Source organism: Aeromonas enterica, assembly GCF_054052465.1.
In genome coordinates this window covers 76,419-94,646 of sequence record NZ_JBSTYL010000001.1, presented here as the reverse complement: position 1 = coordinate 94,646, position 18,228 = coordinate 76,419, and the positions used below count along the sequence as shown (strand labels likewise).

The window sequence follows — 18,228 nt, the reverse complement described above, 5'->3', positions numbered from 1 at the left end:
GCCCCATTTTTTTATTGCTTGTCTCCCGTGCCACTCTGGTGCGATGCGGGCACCGGCATCATATCGCCTTTCCCAGGGGCACAGTCTCCACCGACGCCAGGGGGAAGTGACAGGCTACCTGATGGGCCGCCCCATCACAGATCCGCAGGCTCGGCGCCGTACGGCGGCACAGGTCCGTGGCATAGGGGCAACGCTGGTGAAAGTGGCAGCCACTCGGCGGCGAGATGGGGGACGGCACATCGCCGGTCAGCAGGATGCGCTGGTTGCGACGACGCGGATCCGGCACCGGAATGGCCGAGATGAGCGCCTGGGTATAGGGGTGGCGCGGCGCCAGATAGAGCGCTTGAGCCTCTGCCAGCTCGACAATCCTTCCCAGGTACATGACCGCAATCCGGTCCGAGATGTGTTTCACCACCGACAGGTCGTGGGCGATGAAGATGATGGCTAGGTTCATCTCCCGCTGCAGGCTGAGCAGCAGGTTGATAATCTGGGACTGCACCGAGACATCGAGGGCCGACACAGCTTCGTCGCACACCAGCAGCTTGGGCTTGAGGGCGATGGCCCGGGCGATGCCGATGCGCTGACGCTGACCGCCGGAAAATTCGTGGGGGTAGCGATCCACCGCACTCTTCGGCAGGCCCACCTTGTCCAGCAGCTCCAGCACCCAGGCTCGCCGCTGTTCTGCATTGCCCTGGCCGTGGATGATGAAGGGCTCCTCCAGGATCTGGCCGACCGTGTGGCGGCTGTTGAGGGATTCTGCAGGATCCTGAAACACGATCTGCATCTCCTGGCGCAGAGAGCGCATCTCCCGGGGCGAGAGATGGGTGATGTCCCGCCCCTCGAAGCTTATCTGGCCTGCGGTCGGCTCGAACAGCTTGAGCAGGGTACGGCCCAGGGTGGACTTGCCACAACCTGACTCCCCTACCAGCCCCAGCGTCTCCCCCTGTTTGAGGTCGAAGCTGATGCCATCCACCGCATAGACACGATACTTCTTGCGCAGAAAACCACCGCCAAGCTGGAAGTGCTGTTTCAAATCCCGCACGGACAACAACGCCGTCATATCGTCAACTCCTTCCAGTGATGGCAGGCCACCCCATGCCGGGCACCGAGCTGCTCGGTCGCCGGAATGACCCTTATGCAGAGGTCGGTGGCGTGGGGGCAGCGATTGGAGAAGCGGCAACCCGCCGGCATCTCGTGCAGAGCCGGCACCTGACCCTTGATGGTCTTGAGCAGGCTCTTGGGCACGTCTTCCAGTCGCGGGATCGAGCTCATCAAACCATGAGTATATGGATGGCGCGGGTGGTCAAACAGCTCGAACACGTCGGCCTGTTCTACCGCCCGGCCGGCATACATCACCACCACCTCGTCGCACAACTCCGCGACTACCCCGAGATCGTGGGTGATGAAGATGATGGCCATGCCGGTCTGGGCCTGCAGCTCCTTCATCAGCTCCAGGATCTGGGCCTGAATGGTGACATCCAGCGCCGTGGTCGGCTCGTCGCAGATGAGCAAATCCGGCTCGCAGGAGAGCGCCATGGCGATCATCACCCGCTGGCGCATGCCGCCGGATAGGTTGTGAGGATAGACGGCAAAGCGCTGGGCAGGCTCCGGGATCCCCACCTTCTGCAGCATGGCGATGGCCGCGGCTTTGCGCTGGGCCCGGTTGTAATCGGGTCTGTGCAGGCCAAACACCTCCATCAACTGCTCGCCCACCGTCTGCACCGGATTGAGGGCCGTCATCGGCTCCTGAAAGATCATGGAGATGCGGTTGCCGCGCACCTTGTACATCTGATCCGGCGCCAGGGTGAGCAGGTCTTCCCCCTGAAAGCGGATAGATCCCGCCACCACCTGACCATGGGGCTTGGGCAACAGCCCCATGATGGCCAGCGAGGTGACGCTCTTGCCGCAGCCGGACTCGCCGACGATGCCCAGCGTCTGGCCTGGGGCGACCTTGAAGCTGACCCCGTCGAGCACCTTGATCTTGCCGTCGTCGACGGCAAACTCCACCTCGAGATCGCTTACCTCGAGGATGGGAGCCTGTATGTTGGGCATAACGGCCGCTCCCTTATCAATGGCATCAATGACGTGCATAGGTCTTGTCGAGCAGGTTGATGGGCGTCAGCGCCTCCCCTGCCTCCTTGGCCTTCAGGGTCTCTTCCTTCACCTTGGGATCGAGCCAGAGCAGGCCGCCGCTGCTGTGAGGGTAGCCATCCATGGGCCAGTAGAGCAGATCCGGCGTGTTCTTGGTGGCGGGCACCTCGGGCAGCATCACGTAGCGCCAGCTGCTGGCCCGCACGTAGTTGAGCTGTACCCCGGGCACGAAGATGGCCAGATCATAGATGCGCTGCTGGATCTGGCGAGAGAGCTCGGCCCGCTTGGTCATGTCGAACTCGACGTTGTAGGCGTCGATCAGCGCGTCGAGCTCTTTGTCGGCCACGTTGAACAGGTTGTTGGTCTGCGGTTTGTTGGCGTTGGCGGAGTGGAACGACTCCCAATATTGCGGGTAGAGACCGCCGCCAGCCCAACCCATCCAGGCTGCTTCGTGTTTCTTCTCCAGCATCACTTTGAAGCCGGTAGCGCCATCCACCAGATTGAGCTCCAGATCCAGACCGGCCTTCTTGGCCTCTTCCTTCAGCACGGTCAGCCGCTTGGAGTGCTCCTGGCTGGTGTAGGTGAGCGCCAGCGTCAGCCGCTCGCCCTTGTCATTTTGCAGGATACCGTCCGGCCCCGGCTTGGCGTAGCCACCCTTGGCAAAGTACTCCCGCGCCTTGCCGATGTCATAGGCCCGCTCCGGCAGCTTGACGTTGGTGAACTCGCCAAAGCCCGAGCCGAAGGTGGTGGCTCTGTCGTAGTCGCCGCGCAGCACGGTTTCGATCATCTTGTCGATGTTGAAGGCGTGCTGGATGCCCATGCGCACGTTGATGTCCGCCAGTTTGGGGTTGGCCACATTGAGGTGAACGCCCTGACCGCCCTGCTTGGTGTCGGTCATGGCCATCACCTTTTGCACGTACCCCTTTTTGTACTCCGGGGTGACCGCTTTTTCATGCCACCAGTTGGGCAGGATCATCTCGAAGGTATCGAGCTCCCCCTTCAGGAAGTGACGGAAGGCGATGTTGTGATCGCGGATCACCTGCACCTTGATGGTGTCGATGTTGAATCTGTGCTGGTTGTAGCGATAGCTCTGGGCCCACCACTCCTTCTGCTTGCTGAAGGTGATGGACTTGCCTTTCTTCACGTCGCTCATCACGTAGGGACCAGTGGTGGGCGCTATAGCCCAGTTGTACTGCTTCACCCAGTTGGGAGTGAGCTTGTAGTAGTGCTTGGGCTGAGGGTACAGCTCGGTGGTGTTGAGCAGGTCCAGCTTGGCCTTGCGGTTGCCCGTCTTGACCAGAATGGTGTGATCGTCAACCTTCTCCACCGCCACCACTTCGGTGGTGTAGTAGTTGTTGTACCAGGGGGCACGGATGTCCTTGGAGCGCATCATCTCGTAGCCAAAGGTGTAGTCATCGGCGACGACAGGCTTGCCGTCGGACCACTTGGCCTGCGGATCCAGCTTGAAGTAGACGGTCTGATTGTCTGGCGCGATGGCCCAGTGGGTCGCCAGCGACGGGATGGGGTTGCCGGTATTGGGATGGAAGCTGATGAGCCGCAGCTGGTTGTCCTGGATGAAGGAGCGGAACGCGCCGTTGGAGTCGGGGCCCACGGTACGAAACGTCAGCGGAAAGCTGTCGATGAAGAGGTTGAGAGTACCACCGGGCAGCGCCTTGGGAGAAGCGAACACAGGGTCGGTATCGTTGGTCTCCCACTTGAGATCCGCAGGCAGGCTGGCCGCCCACCCCCAGGATCCGTTCACCAGCAGAAAGAGAGCACCTATCCATTTGATTTTATTGTTCATGCTTGACTTCCATGTCTAGCCCCTGCACTGGGGGCATCTCAATTAAGGGTTGGATACCCACGACGATGAAGCACGCCGTGAGTCACTGATAACGGGTAAATTTGCGCGGGTCGAATGCCTCGCGGATCGCCTCGCCGATGAAGGAGACCATGATCAGCACCAGACTCACCGCCGCGACGACCGAGCTGACGATCCAGATGGCATCCAGATTGTTGATACCTTGGGAGAGCAGCTCGCCCCAGCTCGGGGTTGGTGGCGCCAGCCCGAAGCCCAGATAGTCCAGCGCCGTCAGGGTCGAGATATTGCCCACCACGGCGAACGGCGCCAGGGTGACGATCATCATCAGGGTGTTGGGCAGTATGTGGTTGAAGATGATCCGTTTGGTGCTCGCCCCTTGCGCCCGCGCCGCCATCACATAGTCCCGCGCCCGCTCCTTGTAGGTGAGAGTGCGCATGTACCAGGTGATCCCCATCCAGCCAAACAGCACGTTGATACCGACAAACAGGCCGAAGTTGGGCTTGGCCAGCGACACCAGGATCATGATGACGTAGAGAAATGGCACCTGGGACCAGATCTCGATAAAGCGCTGCAACACAAGGTCAAACCGCCCGCCGAGAAAACCCATCATGCAGCCGATGCTGACCCCGATGGCATAGCTGGCTGCCAGGGCGATGAAGGCAAAGCCGATGGCGATGCGAAAGCCATACACCAGCCGTGCCAGTACGTCGCGACCGCTGGTGTCGGTGCCGAGGAAATGGCGCTCCTCGGCGCTGGGGGCATAGGGCGGATAGGCATCCTGCTTGAAATCTTGCTCATAGGGGTTCCAGGGCACAGGCGGCAGCAGCACCCAGTCGCCCTTGCCTTCCTCTGCGAATTTGGCCTTGAGCTGGCGGTAGTTGGTCTCGTACTCGTAATCGAGTCCGAAGTAATTGCCCGGGATCACGTCACCATAGGTGGGGAAGTGGAGCTGACCCTGATAGCTCACCATCAGCGCCCGGCTGTTGACCAGCAGCTCTGCCAACAGGGAGAGCAGCACCAGGGTGGTGAAGATAATAAACGAGTAGTAACCACGCTTTATCGACTTGAAACGCTTGAGTTTTTTCAAGGTAACCGGATTGAGCTTCATGCTTGTTCTCCAAACCGCACACGAGGGTCAACGAGGGGGGCACAGATGTCGGAGACGATATGGCGTGATATCAGCATCGGCATGACAAGAGAGATCAAGTTCATATTCACTCTCCAAACCGCACGCGAGGGTCAACGAGGGCAACGCAGATATCGGAGACAATATTGCCCACCAGCATCAACATGGAGGTGATGGCCAGAATGCCCATGACGGTGGGGTAGTCCCGCTCGACGATCGCCTCGTAACCGAGCAGGCCGATGCCGTCGATGTTGAAGATGGTTTCGATGAGGAAGGAGCCGCCGAAGAAGACGGTGAGCACAGATCCCAAGTGACTGGCGATGGGGATCAGACTGTTGCGCATGGCGTGGTCGGTGACCGCCTTGCGAAACGGCAGCCCCTTGGCCACGGCGGTGCGCACATAATCCGCCGACAGGTTCTCCATCAGGCTGTTCTTCATGGTCATGGTGAGGATGGCAAAATCGCCGATGGCGTAGGCGATGAGCGGCAACAGGGCGTGGGCGAAGACGGTACGGATCTGATCCCAGCTGCTCTCCATGGAATCGAAATCGTCCCCCGGGGGGCCTCCCATGGGCAGCCATTCCAGATGGAAGGCGAAGACGGTGATGAGGAAGATCCCCACCACGTAGGCGGGCAGCGCATAGGCCATGTAGATGAGCATGGAACTGAGCGAATCGAAGCGGCTGTTGTGCCTGAGGGCCTTGGCCACCCCGAGTGGAATAGAGACGGCGTAGCTCAGCAGAAAAGTGGCCAGCCCGAAGAACGCGGTCACTGGCAACCTGTCTTTGATGAGGCCCCATACCGGCTCGTAATAGCGGGTCGATTCCCCCAGATCCAGCACGGCCAGCTTCTGCAGCCACTCCCAATAGGCGACCAGCATGGGCTTGTCCAGCCCGTAGAATGCTTTCAACTCCTCGATCTGCTCATCGGAGAGGGCCTGCGCCCCCTTGCTGCCACTGGAGCGCCCGGTCTCGTTTTGTGACACCTGCGCCTGCAACAACATGCGTTCGACCGGGCCGCCCGGCACGAAACGGGTAATGGTGAAGACGAGCAGGGTGATACCGAGAAACGTCGGGATGATCAAAAACATCCGGCGTAAGAAATACGACAGCATGGTGAAACCTCGTCCTTGTTGTTCTTGTGTGGCTAGTCAATTCCTATGACCGGCCTGTCCTTCCTGGCATTACTCACTGGATAGGCTGTTATTGGCAGACAATCCGCTGGGTCACTGTAAAAGCTCTGCAACAAAAATCAAGTAGAACGAAGGGAGTAATATCTACCTTTGGCAAATAGCAGAATTTACTGTGATTTTTTTATGAAAAACCCAACTTCAAGATAAAAAACTACCCACGGACCAACTCAACCATTGTTTAACTTTTAAATTAAAATAATAAAAAAACAACATAAAAACAATAATTCATTACAAAACAAATAGTTAAAATCAAATCAAATCAAATTACCCTATCTATATACACATGTCTTAATTCTGCCAAACGCCAAGACTGAACAGAAATATAACCCACCATAAAAACAGCCGGTAATTCTATAAAAACCATCTTTCACGAGATAAATATCAGTGCGACATACCCGTTATCAATAAGTTCAAAATTAATCAATAAAATGGAAACAAATCGATTTAACACCGATTTCACATCGTGAATGAATGACAAGACAGAATAAAAATCTGGTAATGGCGAACTAATAAAACATAGTCATCTTATTGTCTCCCCCTACCCCATCCGTACCGCCTCAATTGACGTCCACCTCGAAAGCTTGATAAGCCTTACGCATCGCTCCAACGAGGGCGGTATGGAAGCAAACAAAAAAACAACCAGGAAGGATATAAGCGATGCTTAGGAAAAGCAGACTCTCTGCTGCCGTTGCGTTTGCCTTGGCGAGCGCGGCAGTGGTAGTTACCCCCGCTATGGCCGAAGAAGGCCAAAACGTCGAAAAACTGCAGAAAATCAAGGTTACCGGTTCCCGCATCTCTCGTGTCGATGTGGAGGGTGCCACCCCGGTCGTCTCCGTCACCAAGGCCAAGATCGAGCAATCCGGTCAGCAGACAGTGGCTGACTACCTGAAACAAGCCTCATACAACTCCTTCGGCGGCGTCTCCCCTGCCTCCGGCAGCTCCTTCCAGTCCCAATCCACTGTCGGCCTGCGTGGCCTGGGTTCAGAACGTACCCTGGTTCTGCTGAACGGCAAGCGGGTGGCGGGTTCCCCCACCATGGGCGGTACCTCTATCAACCTGAACACCATCCCCATGGCGGCCGTTGAACGGGTCGAAGTCAACCTGGACGGCGGCTCCGCCATCTACGGCTCCGACGCCATCGGTGGTGTCATCAACGTGGTGCTCAAAGAGGGCTACGAAGGGTTGGACTTCCAGGGCCGCATCGGCTCCCCGAGCGAAGAGGGCGGCGACGAAAAGAGCGGCTCCATCGTGGCAGGCGTTGCCGGCGAGAAGGGCTCCCTGATGGCGGTCTACGAGCACGACAAGAAGGACGTCATCTACAGCCGCGATCGGGGCTATCTGGCCAAGCAGGGCAATGATGCCCCCAGCGCCTACGGCCGTAACGTGGAAGGGATCACCGGCCTTGACGCCAACGGCGATCCCATCTGGAAATACGGCCCCCTGGCCGGCGCCACCAATGCGGATGGCACCTGCAAGGAACCCTTCGTCGGATTCGAGGACGGCTGTAACTTCAACTACGGCCAGGTCGCGGCCACCACCGCTTCCCGCAGCCGTGACACCCTGTACGTGAACGGTCGCTACCACATCAACGACAACGTGGACTTCGTGCCGCAGATCATCGGCTCCCGAGTTGAGAGTTTCGGTCGCTTCGCACCGGCCGCCGGTGCCTTCACCATAGACCCGGCCAACCCGAAAAATGCCCAGTTTTTCACCGACAACGGCTTGAACGCTGCCGCCACTCAGGGTCTGGGTGAAGCCGCCTACGCCTACTATCGCTTCAGCAACGTAGGTCCCCGTGATAACTATGTGACCGACGTGACCGGCAGCATGAACCTCGGCTTCGAAGGCACCATCGCCACCGAAAGCGTCGGCGACATGCAGTGGAACGCCGGCTACATGTACTCCAAGACCGACAACAAGGAGAACGGCACCGGTTACGTGCTGAAATCCGCTGCCCAGCAGGCAGTCGCCGACGGCAAGTTCGTCGGGGGCGAGTTCGATTCCAAGAGCACTGCCGCCATGGCCGCTGATACCAGCCGCCGCGCCACCATGGACTTCTACCAGTGGTACGCTGGTGTCCAGTGGGACATGGGCGAACTACCGGCCGGTCCGGTCAGCTGGTACGCGGGGGCCGAGTACAACGACTGGGTCTATAGCGACAAGTACGATGCCCAATCCGAAGCCGGCAACATCATCGGCTCCGCCGGTAACTCCTCCGGCGGTGTTCGGGACGTTACAGCTGCCTACATCGAGTCCCTGGTACCCATCACCGAACAGATCGAACTGAACGTGGCTGGCCGCTTCGACAAGTACAGCGACTTCGGCAGCGCCTTCTCGCCCAAGGCGAGCCTGCGCTACCAGCCGCTGGACAACCTGATGCTGCGCACCTCCTGGTCCCGTTCGTTCCGCGCCCCCAGCCTGAGCGACCTCTATTCGGCAGATTCTGAGTCCGCCGACTGGGCCAAGGACTATGTCTACTGCGAGGCCAACGGCATCTCGGCCGCCGACTGCCCGAACCGCCAGTACACTACCACCCGCACCGCCAACGAAAATCTGAAGGAAGAGACCGCGGATACCTGGAACTTCGGGGTGGCCTACAGCCCGCTGGACGACCTGAACCTCTCCCTGGACTACTACACCATCAAGATCGAGGACGTGATCCAGCTGAACACCCTGCAGTCCGTCATCTATGACGAACTGAACAGCGGCGGCTCCAGCAGCATCACCCGCAACAGCCAGGGCAAGATCAGCAGCGCTATCGCGCCCATGGTCAACCGGGGCACCCTGAACACCAGCGGTCTGGATCTGAAGCTGGATTACCGCTACGACCTGAACGCCGCCACCATCCGCTATGACCTGGGCGGCACCTACATCCTGGATTACAAGGAAGGCCTGTACGCTGGCGGTCCTGTCATCGACAAGATCGGCCAGAACGGCAAGCCACAGATGCGCTTCAGTTCCGGCGTGGGTGTCAACGTTCCCCAATGGTGGAATATGGATACCTACCTGAGCGCCAGCTACATCGACTCCCAGAGCCAGGACTACATCGCCGACACCGGTGAGGAAGTGGGCCACATCGCGTCCCAGACCACCTGGAACCTGAACGTCGGCGTGGATGCCCCCTGGAACGGCAAGATCCAGGTCGGAGTGAAGAACATGTTCAACGTGAGCCCGTCCCTCGAGAGCGATGGCTTCACCTACGACGACGAGCTCTACAGCATCGACGGGCGCATCTACTACCTCGACTACACCCAGAAGTTCTAATCAAGCTCGTTGATATACAACCCAAGCCGGCCCGGTCGGGCCGGCTTTGCCCAAGGTTCCAAGGAAGTTACGGAGATAGGGTAATCCTATGAAGACAAGGACCATTACAATGAAGAAAGCGCTCCTCGGCAGCCTGGTTTCTGCTGCCTTGCTGACCAGCTTCAATCTGAGTGCCGCCTCTGCCGGTCAGGCAGTGGACGCTCAAGCCGCCACCGACAATACATCCAAAGTTTCCCAGCAGAAGATCGACAACTATGCCGAGTCTGCCGAGTCTGCCCTGGCGCAGTACAAGGCCGCCCTGCGCCAGGTCGACAGTTTGCGCACCTACAACGAGCAAGTGGGCAAGATGGTCGACTCCCAGACCACAGAGCTGGCCTCGATGCAGCGCCAGATCGCCCAGATCGACCAGACCAGCACCGAAGTGGTGCCGCTGATGCTCAAGATGATCGACTCCCTCGATCAGTTCGTCTCCCTGGATCTGCCGTTCCAGAAGGTCGAGCGCGAGGACCGCGTGGCGGCCCTGACCGACCTGATGAACCGTGCCGATGTCACCATCTCCGAGAAGTACCGCAAGATCCTGGAGGCCTACCAGATCGAGGAGGGCTTCAGCCGTACCATCGAGTCCTACAAGGCCAGTCTGGACAAGAACGGCACCGAGAAGACCTACGAGTTCCTGCGCGTCGGCCGCATCGCCCTGCTCTACCAATCCCCGGATGGCAATGAGACCGGCATGTGGAACAAGAAGACCCGTCAATGGGAAGAGTTGCCCCAGGAATATCGCAGTGCAGTCGAACAGGGCTTGCGTATCGCCAAGAAGCAGGCGCCCCCCGCGCTCATCAAGCTGCCGGTTCAAACTGCGGAGAAAGCATCATGAAAGGAATCAAACTTGCCATTGCCTCCCTGATTGCGGGAGCCACGCTGATCACCCTGCCGGTGACCGCCGCCGAGAAACCGGTGGATTTGAACGCCTTGCTGAGCCAGGTCAAAGCCTCCAGCCTGAGCGAGTCCCAGCTCAACAAGGAACGGGAAGCCCGCTTCCTGGCCGACAAGAACGAGCAAGGCGCCCTGCTGGCCAAAGCCAAGGCCGAGCTTGCCGCCGAAACCGCCAAGGGGGAGCAGCTCAAGGCCACCTTCGATGCCAACGACAAACAGCTGACCGAGCTGACCGACACCCTGCGCCAGCGTTCCGGCAACATGGGCGAGATGTTTGGCGTGCTGCGCCAGTTTGCCGGTGAGTTCAAGGGGATCTTCAACGCCTCCGCCCGCCGGGTCGAGCACCCGGAGCAGGCGGTGCTGCTGACCCGCCTGGCAGAGAGCAAGGAACTCCCCTCCAGCGATGACCTGACCGCCTTCTGGACCACCACCCTCAGCCGCATGGTCGATGGTGGCAAGGTGAGCCAGATGCCGGCGACCGTGGTGTACGGCGAGGGCAACCAGGCCGAGAAGACAGTCACCCAGATCGGTGAGTTCAATACCGTCTCCGAGGGCAAGTACCTGACCTTCGTACCGGAAACCGGCAAGTTCGAGCAGTTGCCCCGTCAGCCCGACAAAGGGGTGCTGGAGCCCATCGCCGAGTTTGAACAGGGTGGTGGCGGCGTCAAGCCCATCTTCGTCGACCCGTCCCGCGGCGTGATCCTCTCCCTGCTGGTACAGTCGCCCACCTTCAAGGAGCGGGTCGATCAGGGCGGTGAAGTGGGTTACGTCATCATGGTGCTCGGCGTACTCGGTACCCTGCTGGCCCTGTTCTGCGGCGCCCGTCTCTCCCTCATCGGCGGATCCATGCGCAAGCAGCTGAAATCCGATCAGATCATCAAGGGCAACCCCATCGGCGACATGCTGGGGGCTTACCAGAGCCATCGCGGTGACAACATCGAGGATCTGGAATCCAAGCTCGACGAGATCATCCTGCGCAACGTGCCCAAGTTCGAAAAGGGCATCAGCATCATCAAGCTGATCGCCTCGGTCGCACCGCTGCTGGGTCTGCTGGGTACCGTAGTCGGCATGATCGCCACCTTCCAGGCCATTACCCTGTTTGGTACCGGCGATCCCAAGCTGATGGCAGGCGGTATCTCGGAGGCCCTGGTCACCACCATGCAGGGTCTGGTCGTGGCCGTGCCCATGCTGTTCCTCTACACCATAGTGCAGACCCAGAGCCGTCGTCTCATCCAGGTGCTGGAAGAGCAGAGCGCCGGTTTCGTCGCCCGTTATCAGGAACGTCTGCACGCCTCCAAAGCCGCAGCGTAAGGAGTCACCCATGTGGTTCTGGTTGATTGAAGAAGTCGAGTCGGTCCGCCGGTTTCTGGGATTGGGGGGCGACGTACTGGTCGCCCTGTTCTTCCTGACCCTGATGATGTGGGCCCTGCTGCTGGAGCGCTGGTTCTACTTCATGGCGGTCTACCCCAAGCAGGTGAAGCAGACCAAGGCGACCTGGCTGGCCCGCAGCGATCACCTCTCCTGGTCTGCCAAGCAGATCCGCCGCGAGCTGGTCTCCCGGGTGGCCATGGCGGTAGACAAGGGAATGCCGGTCATCAAGGTGCTGATCGCGCTCTGTCCGCTGATGGGGCTGCTGGGAACCGTGGTCGGCATGGTGCAGGTATTTGACACCCTGGCCATCACCGGTACCGGCTCCCCCAGAGCGATGGCCTCGGGTATCTCCAAGGCGACGGTACCGACCATGGCGGGCATGATTGCCGCCCTTTCCGGCCTGTTTTTTGTCAACCAGCTCGATCACAAGGCCAAGCTGGCGGTCGAGAAGCTGGAAGACAACCTGAAACACGGTTGATGCAGGATGCACTCCCCCGCCGGGCGCGAGTCTGGCGGGGGCACAGAACAAGCAAGGAGTTTTTGCCATGAGAAAACGTCACAGCGACAGCAGTGCTGATGAGGCGGCCATCGATTTGACCCCCATGCTGGACATAGTGTTCATCATGCTGATCTTCTTCATCGTCACCACCTCGTTCGTCAAGGAGTCCGGCGTGGAGATCAACCGCCCGAGCGCCAGCACGGCCGAAACGGTGAAGAAGGGGAACATCATGGTCGCGGTTCGCGAAAATGGTCAGGTCTGGGTCGACAAGCGCATCGTCGAAGTGGGTGCCGTGCGCGCCAACATCGAGCGGCTGCGGGCCGAGAACCCGGAGAGCGCAGTGGTGATCCAGGCCGATACAGAATCCCGTTCCGGTCTGGTGGTCCAGGTCATGGATCAGATCCGCATGGCCGGTGTCCAAAGCATCTCCATCGCGGCAGACAAGAGCAGCTGATGCCGGAGCGAGCGCTATGAGATACCTGATATCGTTGGCTGTCTCCTGTGTGGTGGTGTTCTTCCTGTTTCTGGGAATGAACAAGCTCATCACACCGGATCACCGGGAGTTGGTGGAATCCGAAGACGTCAGCATGACCGACTTCATCCGCCTCAAGCCCCAGGAGACGCTGCAAGAGAAACAACGCGAGCTGCCCAAGCCGCCGCCGCCGAACCGGCCGCCTCCCCCTCCCGAGATGGAAGTGGCCAGCACGGAGCGGCCGCAGATGGAGAGCTCGCCGATGGACATGCCCAAACTCGACATTCCGGTCAACATAGGCGGCGGCAACGCCCTCGGAGCCTACAGCACAGGCGGCGGTGGTGGTGGCATGGGTGGCAACAACGGTGCCATTCCGATGGCGACCTTCGAGCCCATGATGCCCCGCAAGGCGGCGCTGGCCGGCCTCGCCTCCGGCAAGGTACTGGTGGAGTTCACCGTCACCGAACGCGGCACCGTCAGCAACGTGCGGATCGTGAAAGAAGAGCCCCGCAGCTATGACCTCGGCAAGGAGGCCCGCAAGACCATCGCCAAATGGACGTTCAAACCGGCCATGGTCGATGGCAAGGCGCAGGCTACCCGCATGCAGCAAGAAATCGAGTTTGCGGTCAACTAAGGAAGGTGGCGATGAAAAAGTTACACACCCTGATCCTCGCCCCGGTTGCCATGGCGGTGCTGCTCAGCACTGCCAGCTGGGCCGCCGAGCAGCCGGCCCTCTCCGACCGCGCCTATCGCGCGGTCAACAAGGCACAGGCACTGATCACCGAGAAGAAATACGGCGAGGCCAATGCCAAGCTGCAGGAGGCGCTGTCCGGCGCCGGCGAGCGGGTCTACGACAAGGGGGTGATACTGCAGACCCTCGGCTTCGTGGCGGCGCAGCAGGAGAAGTACGGTCAGGCGACCAAGTACTTTGCCGATGCCATCGCCACCGGCGGCCTGCCGCAACCGGTGGCCCAGCAGGTACGCTACAACCTGGCCCAGCTCTATATGGCGGAGGGCAACTTCAAGGCCTCCATCAGTACTATGAACCAGTGGTTCGCGAGCCAGGGCAAGGACGAGAAGCCGACCCCGCATGCCTACATCACGCTGGCCAACGCCCACGTACAACTCAAGCAGTATCGGGAGGCCATCCCGGCGGTGGACAACGCGATCAAGCTCTCTGCGGGCAAGGCGCCGGAATCCTGGTATCTGCTGAAAATGGCGGCCCACTACGAGCTGAAACAGTACAAACCTGCCACCGAAGTACTGACGACCCTGGTCGACATGTACCCGGCCAAGAAGAAGTACTGGACCCAGCTCTCAGCCATGCACATGCAGGCGGGCAACGATGCCAAGGCGCTGGCGGCGCTGGAATCGGCCTACAACCTCGGCATGCTCACCGAGGCGGCCGAGTTGCAGCGCCTAGCCAACTACCTGGCCTTCGCCGGCATTCCTCATCGCGCGGCACGCGTGATGGAGAAGGCAATGAAGGAGGGCACCATTGAGAGCAGCGCGACCAACTACAAGGCACTGGCCAACTACTGGCATCAGGCCAAGGAGCTGGATCCCGCCATCGATACCCTGGCGAGATCCTACCAGCTGGCTCCGGATGCCGAACTGCAGCTGAAGATGGCGCGCATGATGATCCAGAGCAAACGCTATCAGGATCTGGTGGCCCTGGCCGCCAAGCCTGCGGCCAATGCCAATGGTGAACAACGCGCCGATCTGAAGTTCCTGACCGGGGTCGCCTATTTTGAGCAGCAAAAACCGAAGGAAGCGCTGAGTGCCTTCACCCAGGCCGCCCAGCATGGCAACGTCAGTGGCCGCGCCTCCCCCTGGATCAACTTCCTCAAGGAGCAACAGGGCGGCGCCGTCACTCAATAAACAAGGTGCGACTTGGCCCCGGCCCCGCACTGCAGCGCGGGGCCCCTCCCCGCCCGCTGCATATGACAAGGGGTTCACCCGCAGGTTGCCTTGGTGGCAATTGGCCGCTCTTCGGAGCGGTCTTTTTTATTCCCCTCTTTATATACTCCGCCATAAAAAATCCGGAGCCTGAGCTCCGGATTGATCATGCTGCTTGCTGGTGCTGCCTTGCCACGAATGGCGTCGGCAGCCCAGACCCCATGCAGGGGTTATCAGTAACTACATACCTGCTTCCAGCTGCCATCGGTAGCCTTGGGTTCACTGCTGGTCCACCAGTTCGCCTGCCACACCACCTTGTTGTTGGTCACGCGATCGCCGCCGTTGGCGTGATCCCCTTGCGGCCAGGTCGGATAGGCCTTGTAGGCCGCCGGATTGACGTTCTGGCTGCTGCAGGTGGCGCCGCCCGGATTCTCGCCGCCACCCGAGCCCAGTACGGCCTCCGGCAGGGTCGGGAACTCGGCCTTGAGCCCTATGGTCTGGCTGCCGCTGATGATGCGCATCCCGCTCGGCACGCCGGCGGCGGGCAGGTAGTAGGTCATGGCGACTTCAACCTCGGCACCCGGTGCCAGGGTCTGCCAGCTCGGCAGGGTCATGGCGACCTTGTGGAAGTCCTTCTCGTTGGCAATGCCTTCCGAGTTGTCGTTGCCACCGCTCTCCACCACTTTCAGCCCCATGCCACTCTGATCCGTGATGGTGTCAGAGGTGGAGGTGGGCACCAGGAACTCGATCTTGGCGCCGCCCGGAATGGTCTGGGTCGACTTGTTGACCAGCTTGAGTTTCGGGTTGATCGGGTAGTTGGAGTCCCCTTCCTTGAAGCCGGAGAGGCTCACCGCGATGTCGAGCTGGGCGCTCGGCGCAGCCAGCTCGTTCTGCTTGGCGTTGTACGGGGTCGCCTTGGCGAACTTCTCGTAGGCAAGAGTAGTCAGAGTGCTGCCCATGCCGTACTCGTTCTTGGCCGGATCGAAGGCGTAGTCGCCCGCCATCTCCCAGAACATGACCCCGCCCAGGCCCCGCTTGATGATGTAGTCCAGCTTGTGACCCATGGACTCTTCATCTTCGGTGGAGAGGAACACCTTCTTCTCTTCGTTCCACAGCCAAGGGGCCTGCGCCTTGTCATCATAGTAACGAACGTACTTGCCCTGCATCACGTGGGCCGGATTGTTGGGATCCAGACCCCAGGCCGTGCCATAGCTTGGCAGAGTCGTGATGCCCAGGCTGGCCGCGTTCTCCAGGTTTTTGGCATGCCACATGGGCACGGCGCCGCCGCCTATCTCCTTGCCGTTCTTGTCCACATCGTGCCAGATGTTGTCGATGCCGACCGCCCCGTTGCCGCACGGAATCGTGCTGCCACCGGTGCCCGGCTGACAATCGCTCTGGCTCGGCAGGGCTGCCTTGCCGCCCAGCCCGTTGCTGCCGCCGCTCACTCCTTGCCAGCCGCGGGTGTAATAGGGCACACCCACGTTGATCTTGCCGGCCGCCAGTGCGCCGCGGAAGTAGTGGGCAGACCAGGCCGCGTTCAGATAGCCGATGCCACCAAACTGGGCCTGGCTATAGACGCCCCAGTGGGAGAGCTCGGGATCGGCATTGTTGTCGAACAGGGCCGCGTTGTGACCGACGAAGTGGTTCCAGGCACCGTGGAAGTCATAGGTCATCAGGTTGACGTAATCCAGGTACTGAGTGACCTGGAAGTTCTCCATGCCGCGCAGCAGGTAGGCCGACGCCGGCGAGGCAATGGTCAGCATGTACTTGCGACCGTCCTCGGTGCCGGCATTGTCGAGCCGCGCCCGCAGGGTCTTCATCAGCACCTCGTAGTTGGCGAACAACTTGGCACGGCACTGGTTGGAGAGCGGGAAGTCGTTGGGGTTGCCCGCATCCTTCATGGAGGTGGGGTACTCGTAGTCCACGTCCACCCCATCGAAACCGTACTGGCGAATGAAGCTCACCGCCGAGTCGGCAAAGGCGCTGATGCCGGCGGTATTGACCGAGCAGTCGCCCTTGGTGGTGGCGGTGTAGAAGCCGCGGGTATCGGCCCAGCCACCCACCGAGATCAGGGTCTTCACGTCCGGATACTGTTTCTTGTACTTCGACAGCAGGTTGAAGTGGCCCTGATAGGCGAATTCGGGATCCATTTCGGCGCCCGGCACCCCGTTCCAGGTCATCTTGGTGGCGGCATCGTCCACCTTGATCAGGTGGCTCTGCTCATCCACCGCCGCGAAGGCGTAGTTGATGTGGGTGATCTTGTCCCAGGGGATGTCGCTCACCAGGTAGGAAGGCAGACCGTTCTTGCCGGTACGCCAGGAGGTGAAGTAGCCGATGACGCGACGGGCGTGGTCATCCCCCATGCACTCGTAACCGTCCGGACGATAGATCTGGCGGATGTCGCAGGAGAGGTTGCCCCCTGTGGGCGGCAGGGCCGCTTCTTCCACCTGCACATCGACCTGGCTCGATTCGCCGATCTGGTTCTCCTTGTCGGTCGCCACCAGCTTGAGGCCGGCAGCCCCCTTGCTCTGGGGCGTCCAGCTCACCTGCCAGGGGGCGCTGACGTCTTCGCCCACCTTCTTGCCATCGACGAACAGCTCGACCTTGGCGACGTCGTTGTTGGCATCGGTGACATTGCCACTGACCGCCACGCTGCGACCCAGGGTCACCTTGGCACCGCTGGCCGGGCTGCTGATGCTCACCCTGGGTGCTTCTGGCGCGACCACGGCGTTGACACTGAAGCTGGCATCCGCCTCGCTCAGCAGCTTGCCATCCTTGTCCAGCCCACGAGATTTGAGTTGATGGGGGCCGACACCGGTAGCAACCCAGCTGGCCGACCAGGGGGATGCACTGCTCAAGGCGACCTGCTTGCCATCGACCAGATACTCGACCTTGACCAGGGCGCTGCTGTTGCCGCTCAGGGTCACAGCGAGCGCCACCGATGCGCCCTCGTTGAAAGCGCTACCAACGGTGGGCGAACTGATTGCCAGTCCGAGCGCCGGTGGTGGTACCTCGCCGCCATAGAGCTTCCAGGCATCGGCCCAGACCGCCCCCACGCCAGGCTCATAGTGATAGGGCGAGGCCCCGCACCAGCCGGAGTAGGGAAACTCTTTGCATTCGTAGAGGTTACCGACATTGCTGACGACATCGCCAGCCTTGTAGGCGGTGCCGGCCTGATAGGCGGGATAAGCGGCTTGTGCCCAGGCGGGCATGGCAGCCAGGGCCACCAGCATGGCAAGCCTGCTGGGCCTAAAGGTCTGTTGCATATTGTTATCTTCCTTGTTTTGTCTTGGCATTGGTCACTAGGACAAAGAACAATCGCAACCTGCGTGATGGGGGGCAGACAACTGGCAATGGACCTGCCACAGACTCCACCATCACCCCGGGAAGCCCCGCTATCTGGATCGACTGATCTGAAGACCGGAAGCATTGCGTCCCGGCCTCTCGGCCGGTTTGCCCTTTACCTGGGTTCCGTGAGGAACAAGCCGAGTATAGGAATCAACCAGCCGAGTCTCAATCTTCATTCTCGAAGAAAAATATGTGGATGCCAGCCAGATCA

General features: G+C 60.2%; 13 protein-coding genes and 1 riboswitch. Of the genes, 7 read left to right on the top strand and 6 right to left on the bottom strand.

The annotated features are described in order from the left end of the window. Positions 1-58: 58 nt before the first annotated feature. The 5 genes from ACW5XD_RS00410 to ACW5XD_RS00390 form a co-directional block, all read right to left on the bottom strand. A complete protein-coding gene (locus tag ACW5XD_RS00410; RefSeq protein WP_456493128.1) occupies positions 59-1,060 on the bottom strand; it encodes an ABC transporter ATP-binding protein in 1,002 nt (333 codons plus the stop codon). Beyond that, a complete protein-coding gene (locus ACW5XD_RS00405; RefSeq protein ID WP_456493127.1) occupies positions 1,057-2,052 on the bottom strand; it encodes an ABC transporter ATP-binding protein in 996 nt (331 codons plus the stop codon). Before ACW5XD_RS00405 ends, ACW5XD_RS00410 begins: the two co-directional genes overlap by 4 nt. A gap of 25 nt (positions 2,053-2,077) precedes the next feature. Continuing rightward, entirely contained in the window at positions 2,078-3,895 is a 1,818-nt protein-coding gene (locus tag ACW5XD_RS00400; RefSeq protein WP_456493126.1) for an extracellular solute-binding protein, read from the bottom strand. A gap of 82 nt (positions 3,896-3,977) precedes the next feature. Beyond that, positions 3,978-5,021 carry an ABC transporter permease gene (locus ACW5XD_RS00395; RefSeq protein WP_456493125.1) on the bottom strand — a complete coding sequence of 348 codons (1,044 nt, stop codon included), beginning with the start codon at positions 5,019-5,021 and terminating at the stop codon, positions 3,978-3,980. 106 nt (positions 5,022-5,127) lie between these two features. After that, positions 5,128-6,153 (bottom strand): ABC transporter permease subunit, encoded by a 1,026-nt coding sequence (locus ACW5XD_RS00390; protein ID WP_456493124.1) that lies wholly within the window; start codon positions 6,151-6,153, stop codon positions 5,128-5,130. A gap of 735 nt (positions 6,154-6,888) precedes the next feature. Here ACW5XD_RS00390 and ACW5XD_RS00385 point away from each other — a divergent pair. The 7 genes from ACW5XD_RS00385 to ACW5XD_RS00355 all read left to right on the top strand — a co-directional run bounded on the left by ACW5XD_RS00385 (position 6,889) and on the right by ACW5XD_RS00355 (position 14,651). Further along, the gene (locus tag ACW5XD_RS00385; protein WP_456493123.1) at positions 6,889-9,495 is read left to right on the top strand and encodes a TonB-dependent receptor plug domain-containing protein; all 2,607 of its coding nucleotides are present in this window, start codon (positions 6,889-6,891) and stop codon (positions 9,493-9,495) included. Positions 9,496-9,604: 109 nt separating this feature from the next. Beyond that, a complete protein-coding gene (locus ACW5XD_RS00380) occupies positions 9,605-10,369 on the top strand; it encodes a DUF3450 domain-containing protein (protein ID WP_456493122.1) in 765 nt (254 codons plus the stop codon). Beyond that, on the top strand, positions 10,366-11,739 hold the full coding sequence (locus ACW5XD_RS00375; RefSeq protein WP_456493121.1) for a MotA/TolQ/ExbB proton channel family protein: 1,374 nt from the start codon (positions 10,366-10,368) through the stop codon (positions 11,737-11,739). The genes ACW5XD_RS00380 and ACW5XD_RS00375 overlap by 4 nt, the downstream gene beginning before the upstream one ends. A gap of 10 nt (positions 11,740-11,749) precedes the next feature. Beyond that, entirely contained in the window at positions 11,750-12,277 is a 528-nt protein-coding gene (locus tag ACW5XD_RS00370) for a MotA/TolQ/ExbB proton channel family protein (protein WP_016351823.1), read from the top strand. A gap of 67 nt (positions 12,278-12,344) precedes the next feature. Then, positions 12,345-12,752 (top strand): ExbD/TolR family protein, encoded by a 408-nt coding sequence (locus tag ACW5XD_RS00365; RefSeq protein ID WP_456493120.1) that lies wholly within the window; start codon positions 12,345-12,347, stop codon positions 12,750-12,752. Positions 12,753-12,768: 16 nt separating this feature from the next. After that, complete coding sequence (locus ACW5XD_RS00360; RefSeq protein WP_456493119.1) at positions 12,769-13,404, top strand: energy transducer TonB; 636 nt, start codon at positions 12,769-12,771, stop codon at positions 13,402-13,404. An 11-nt stretch (positions 13,405-13,415) separates the two neighbouring features. Beyond that, entirely contained in the window at positions 13,416-14,651 is a 1,236-nt protein-coding gene (locus ACW5XD_RS00355) for a tetratricopeptide repeat protein (RefSeq protein WP_456493118.1), read from the top strand. A 251-nt stretch (positions 14,652-14,902) separates the two neighbouring features. Here ACW5XD_RS00355 and ACW5XD_RS00350 read toward each other — a convergent pair whose 3' ends face one another. Beyond that, on the bottom strand, positions 14,903-17,935 hold the full coding sequence (locus ACW5XD_RS00350; protein ID WP_456493117.1) for a glycosyl hydrolase family 18 protein: 3,033 nt from the start codon (positions 17,933-17,935) through the stop codon (positions 14,903-14,905). A gap of 116 nt (positions 17,936-18,051) precedes the next feature. Beyond that, a riboswitch (cyclic di-GMP riboswitch) is annotated at positions 18,052-18,137 on the bottom strand. Positions 18,138-18,228 lie beyond the last annotated feature (91 nt).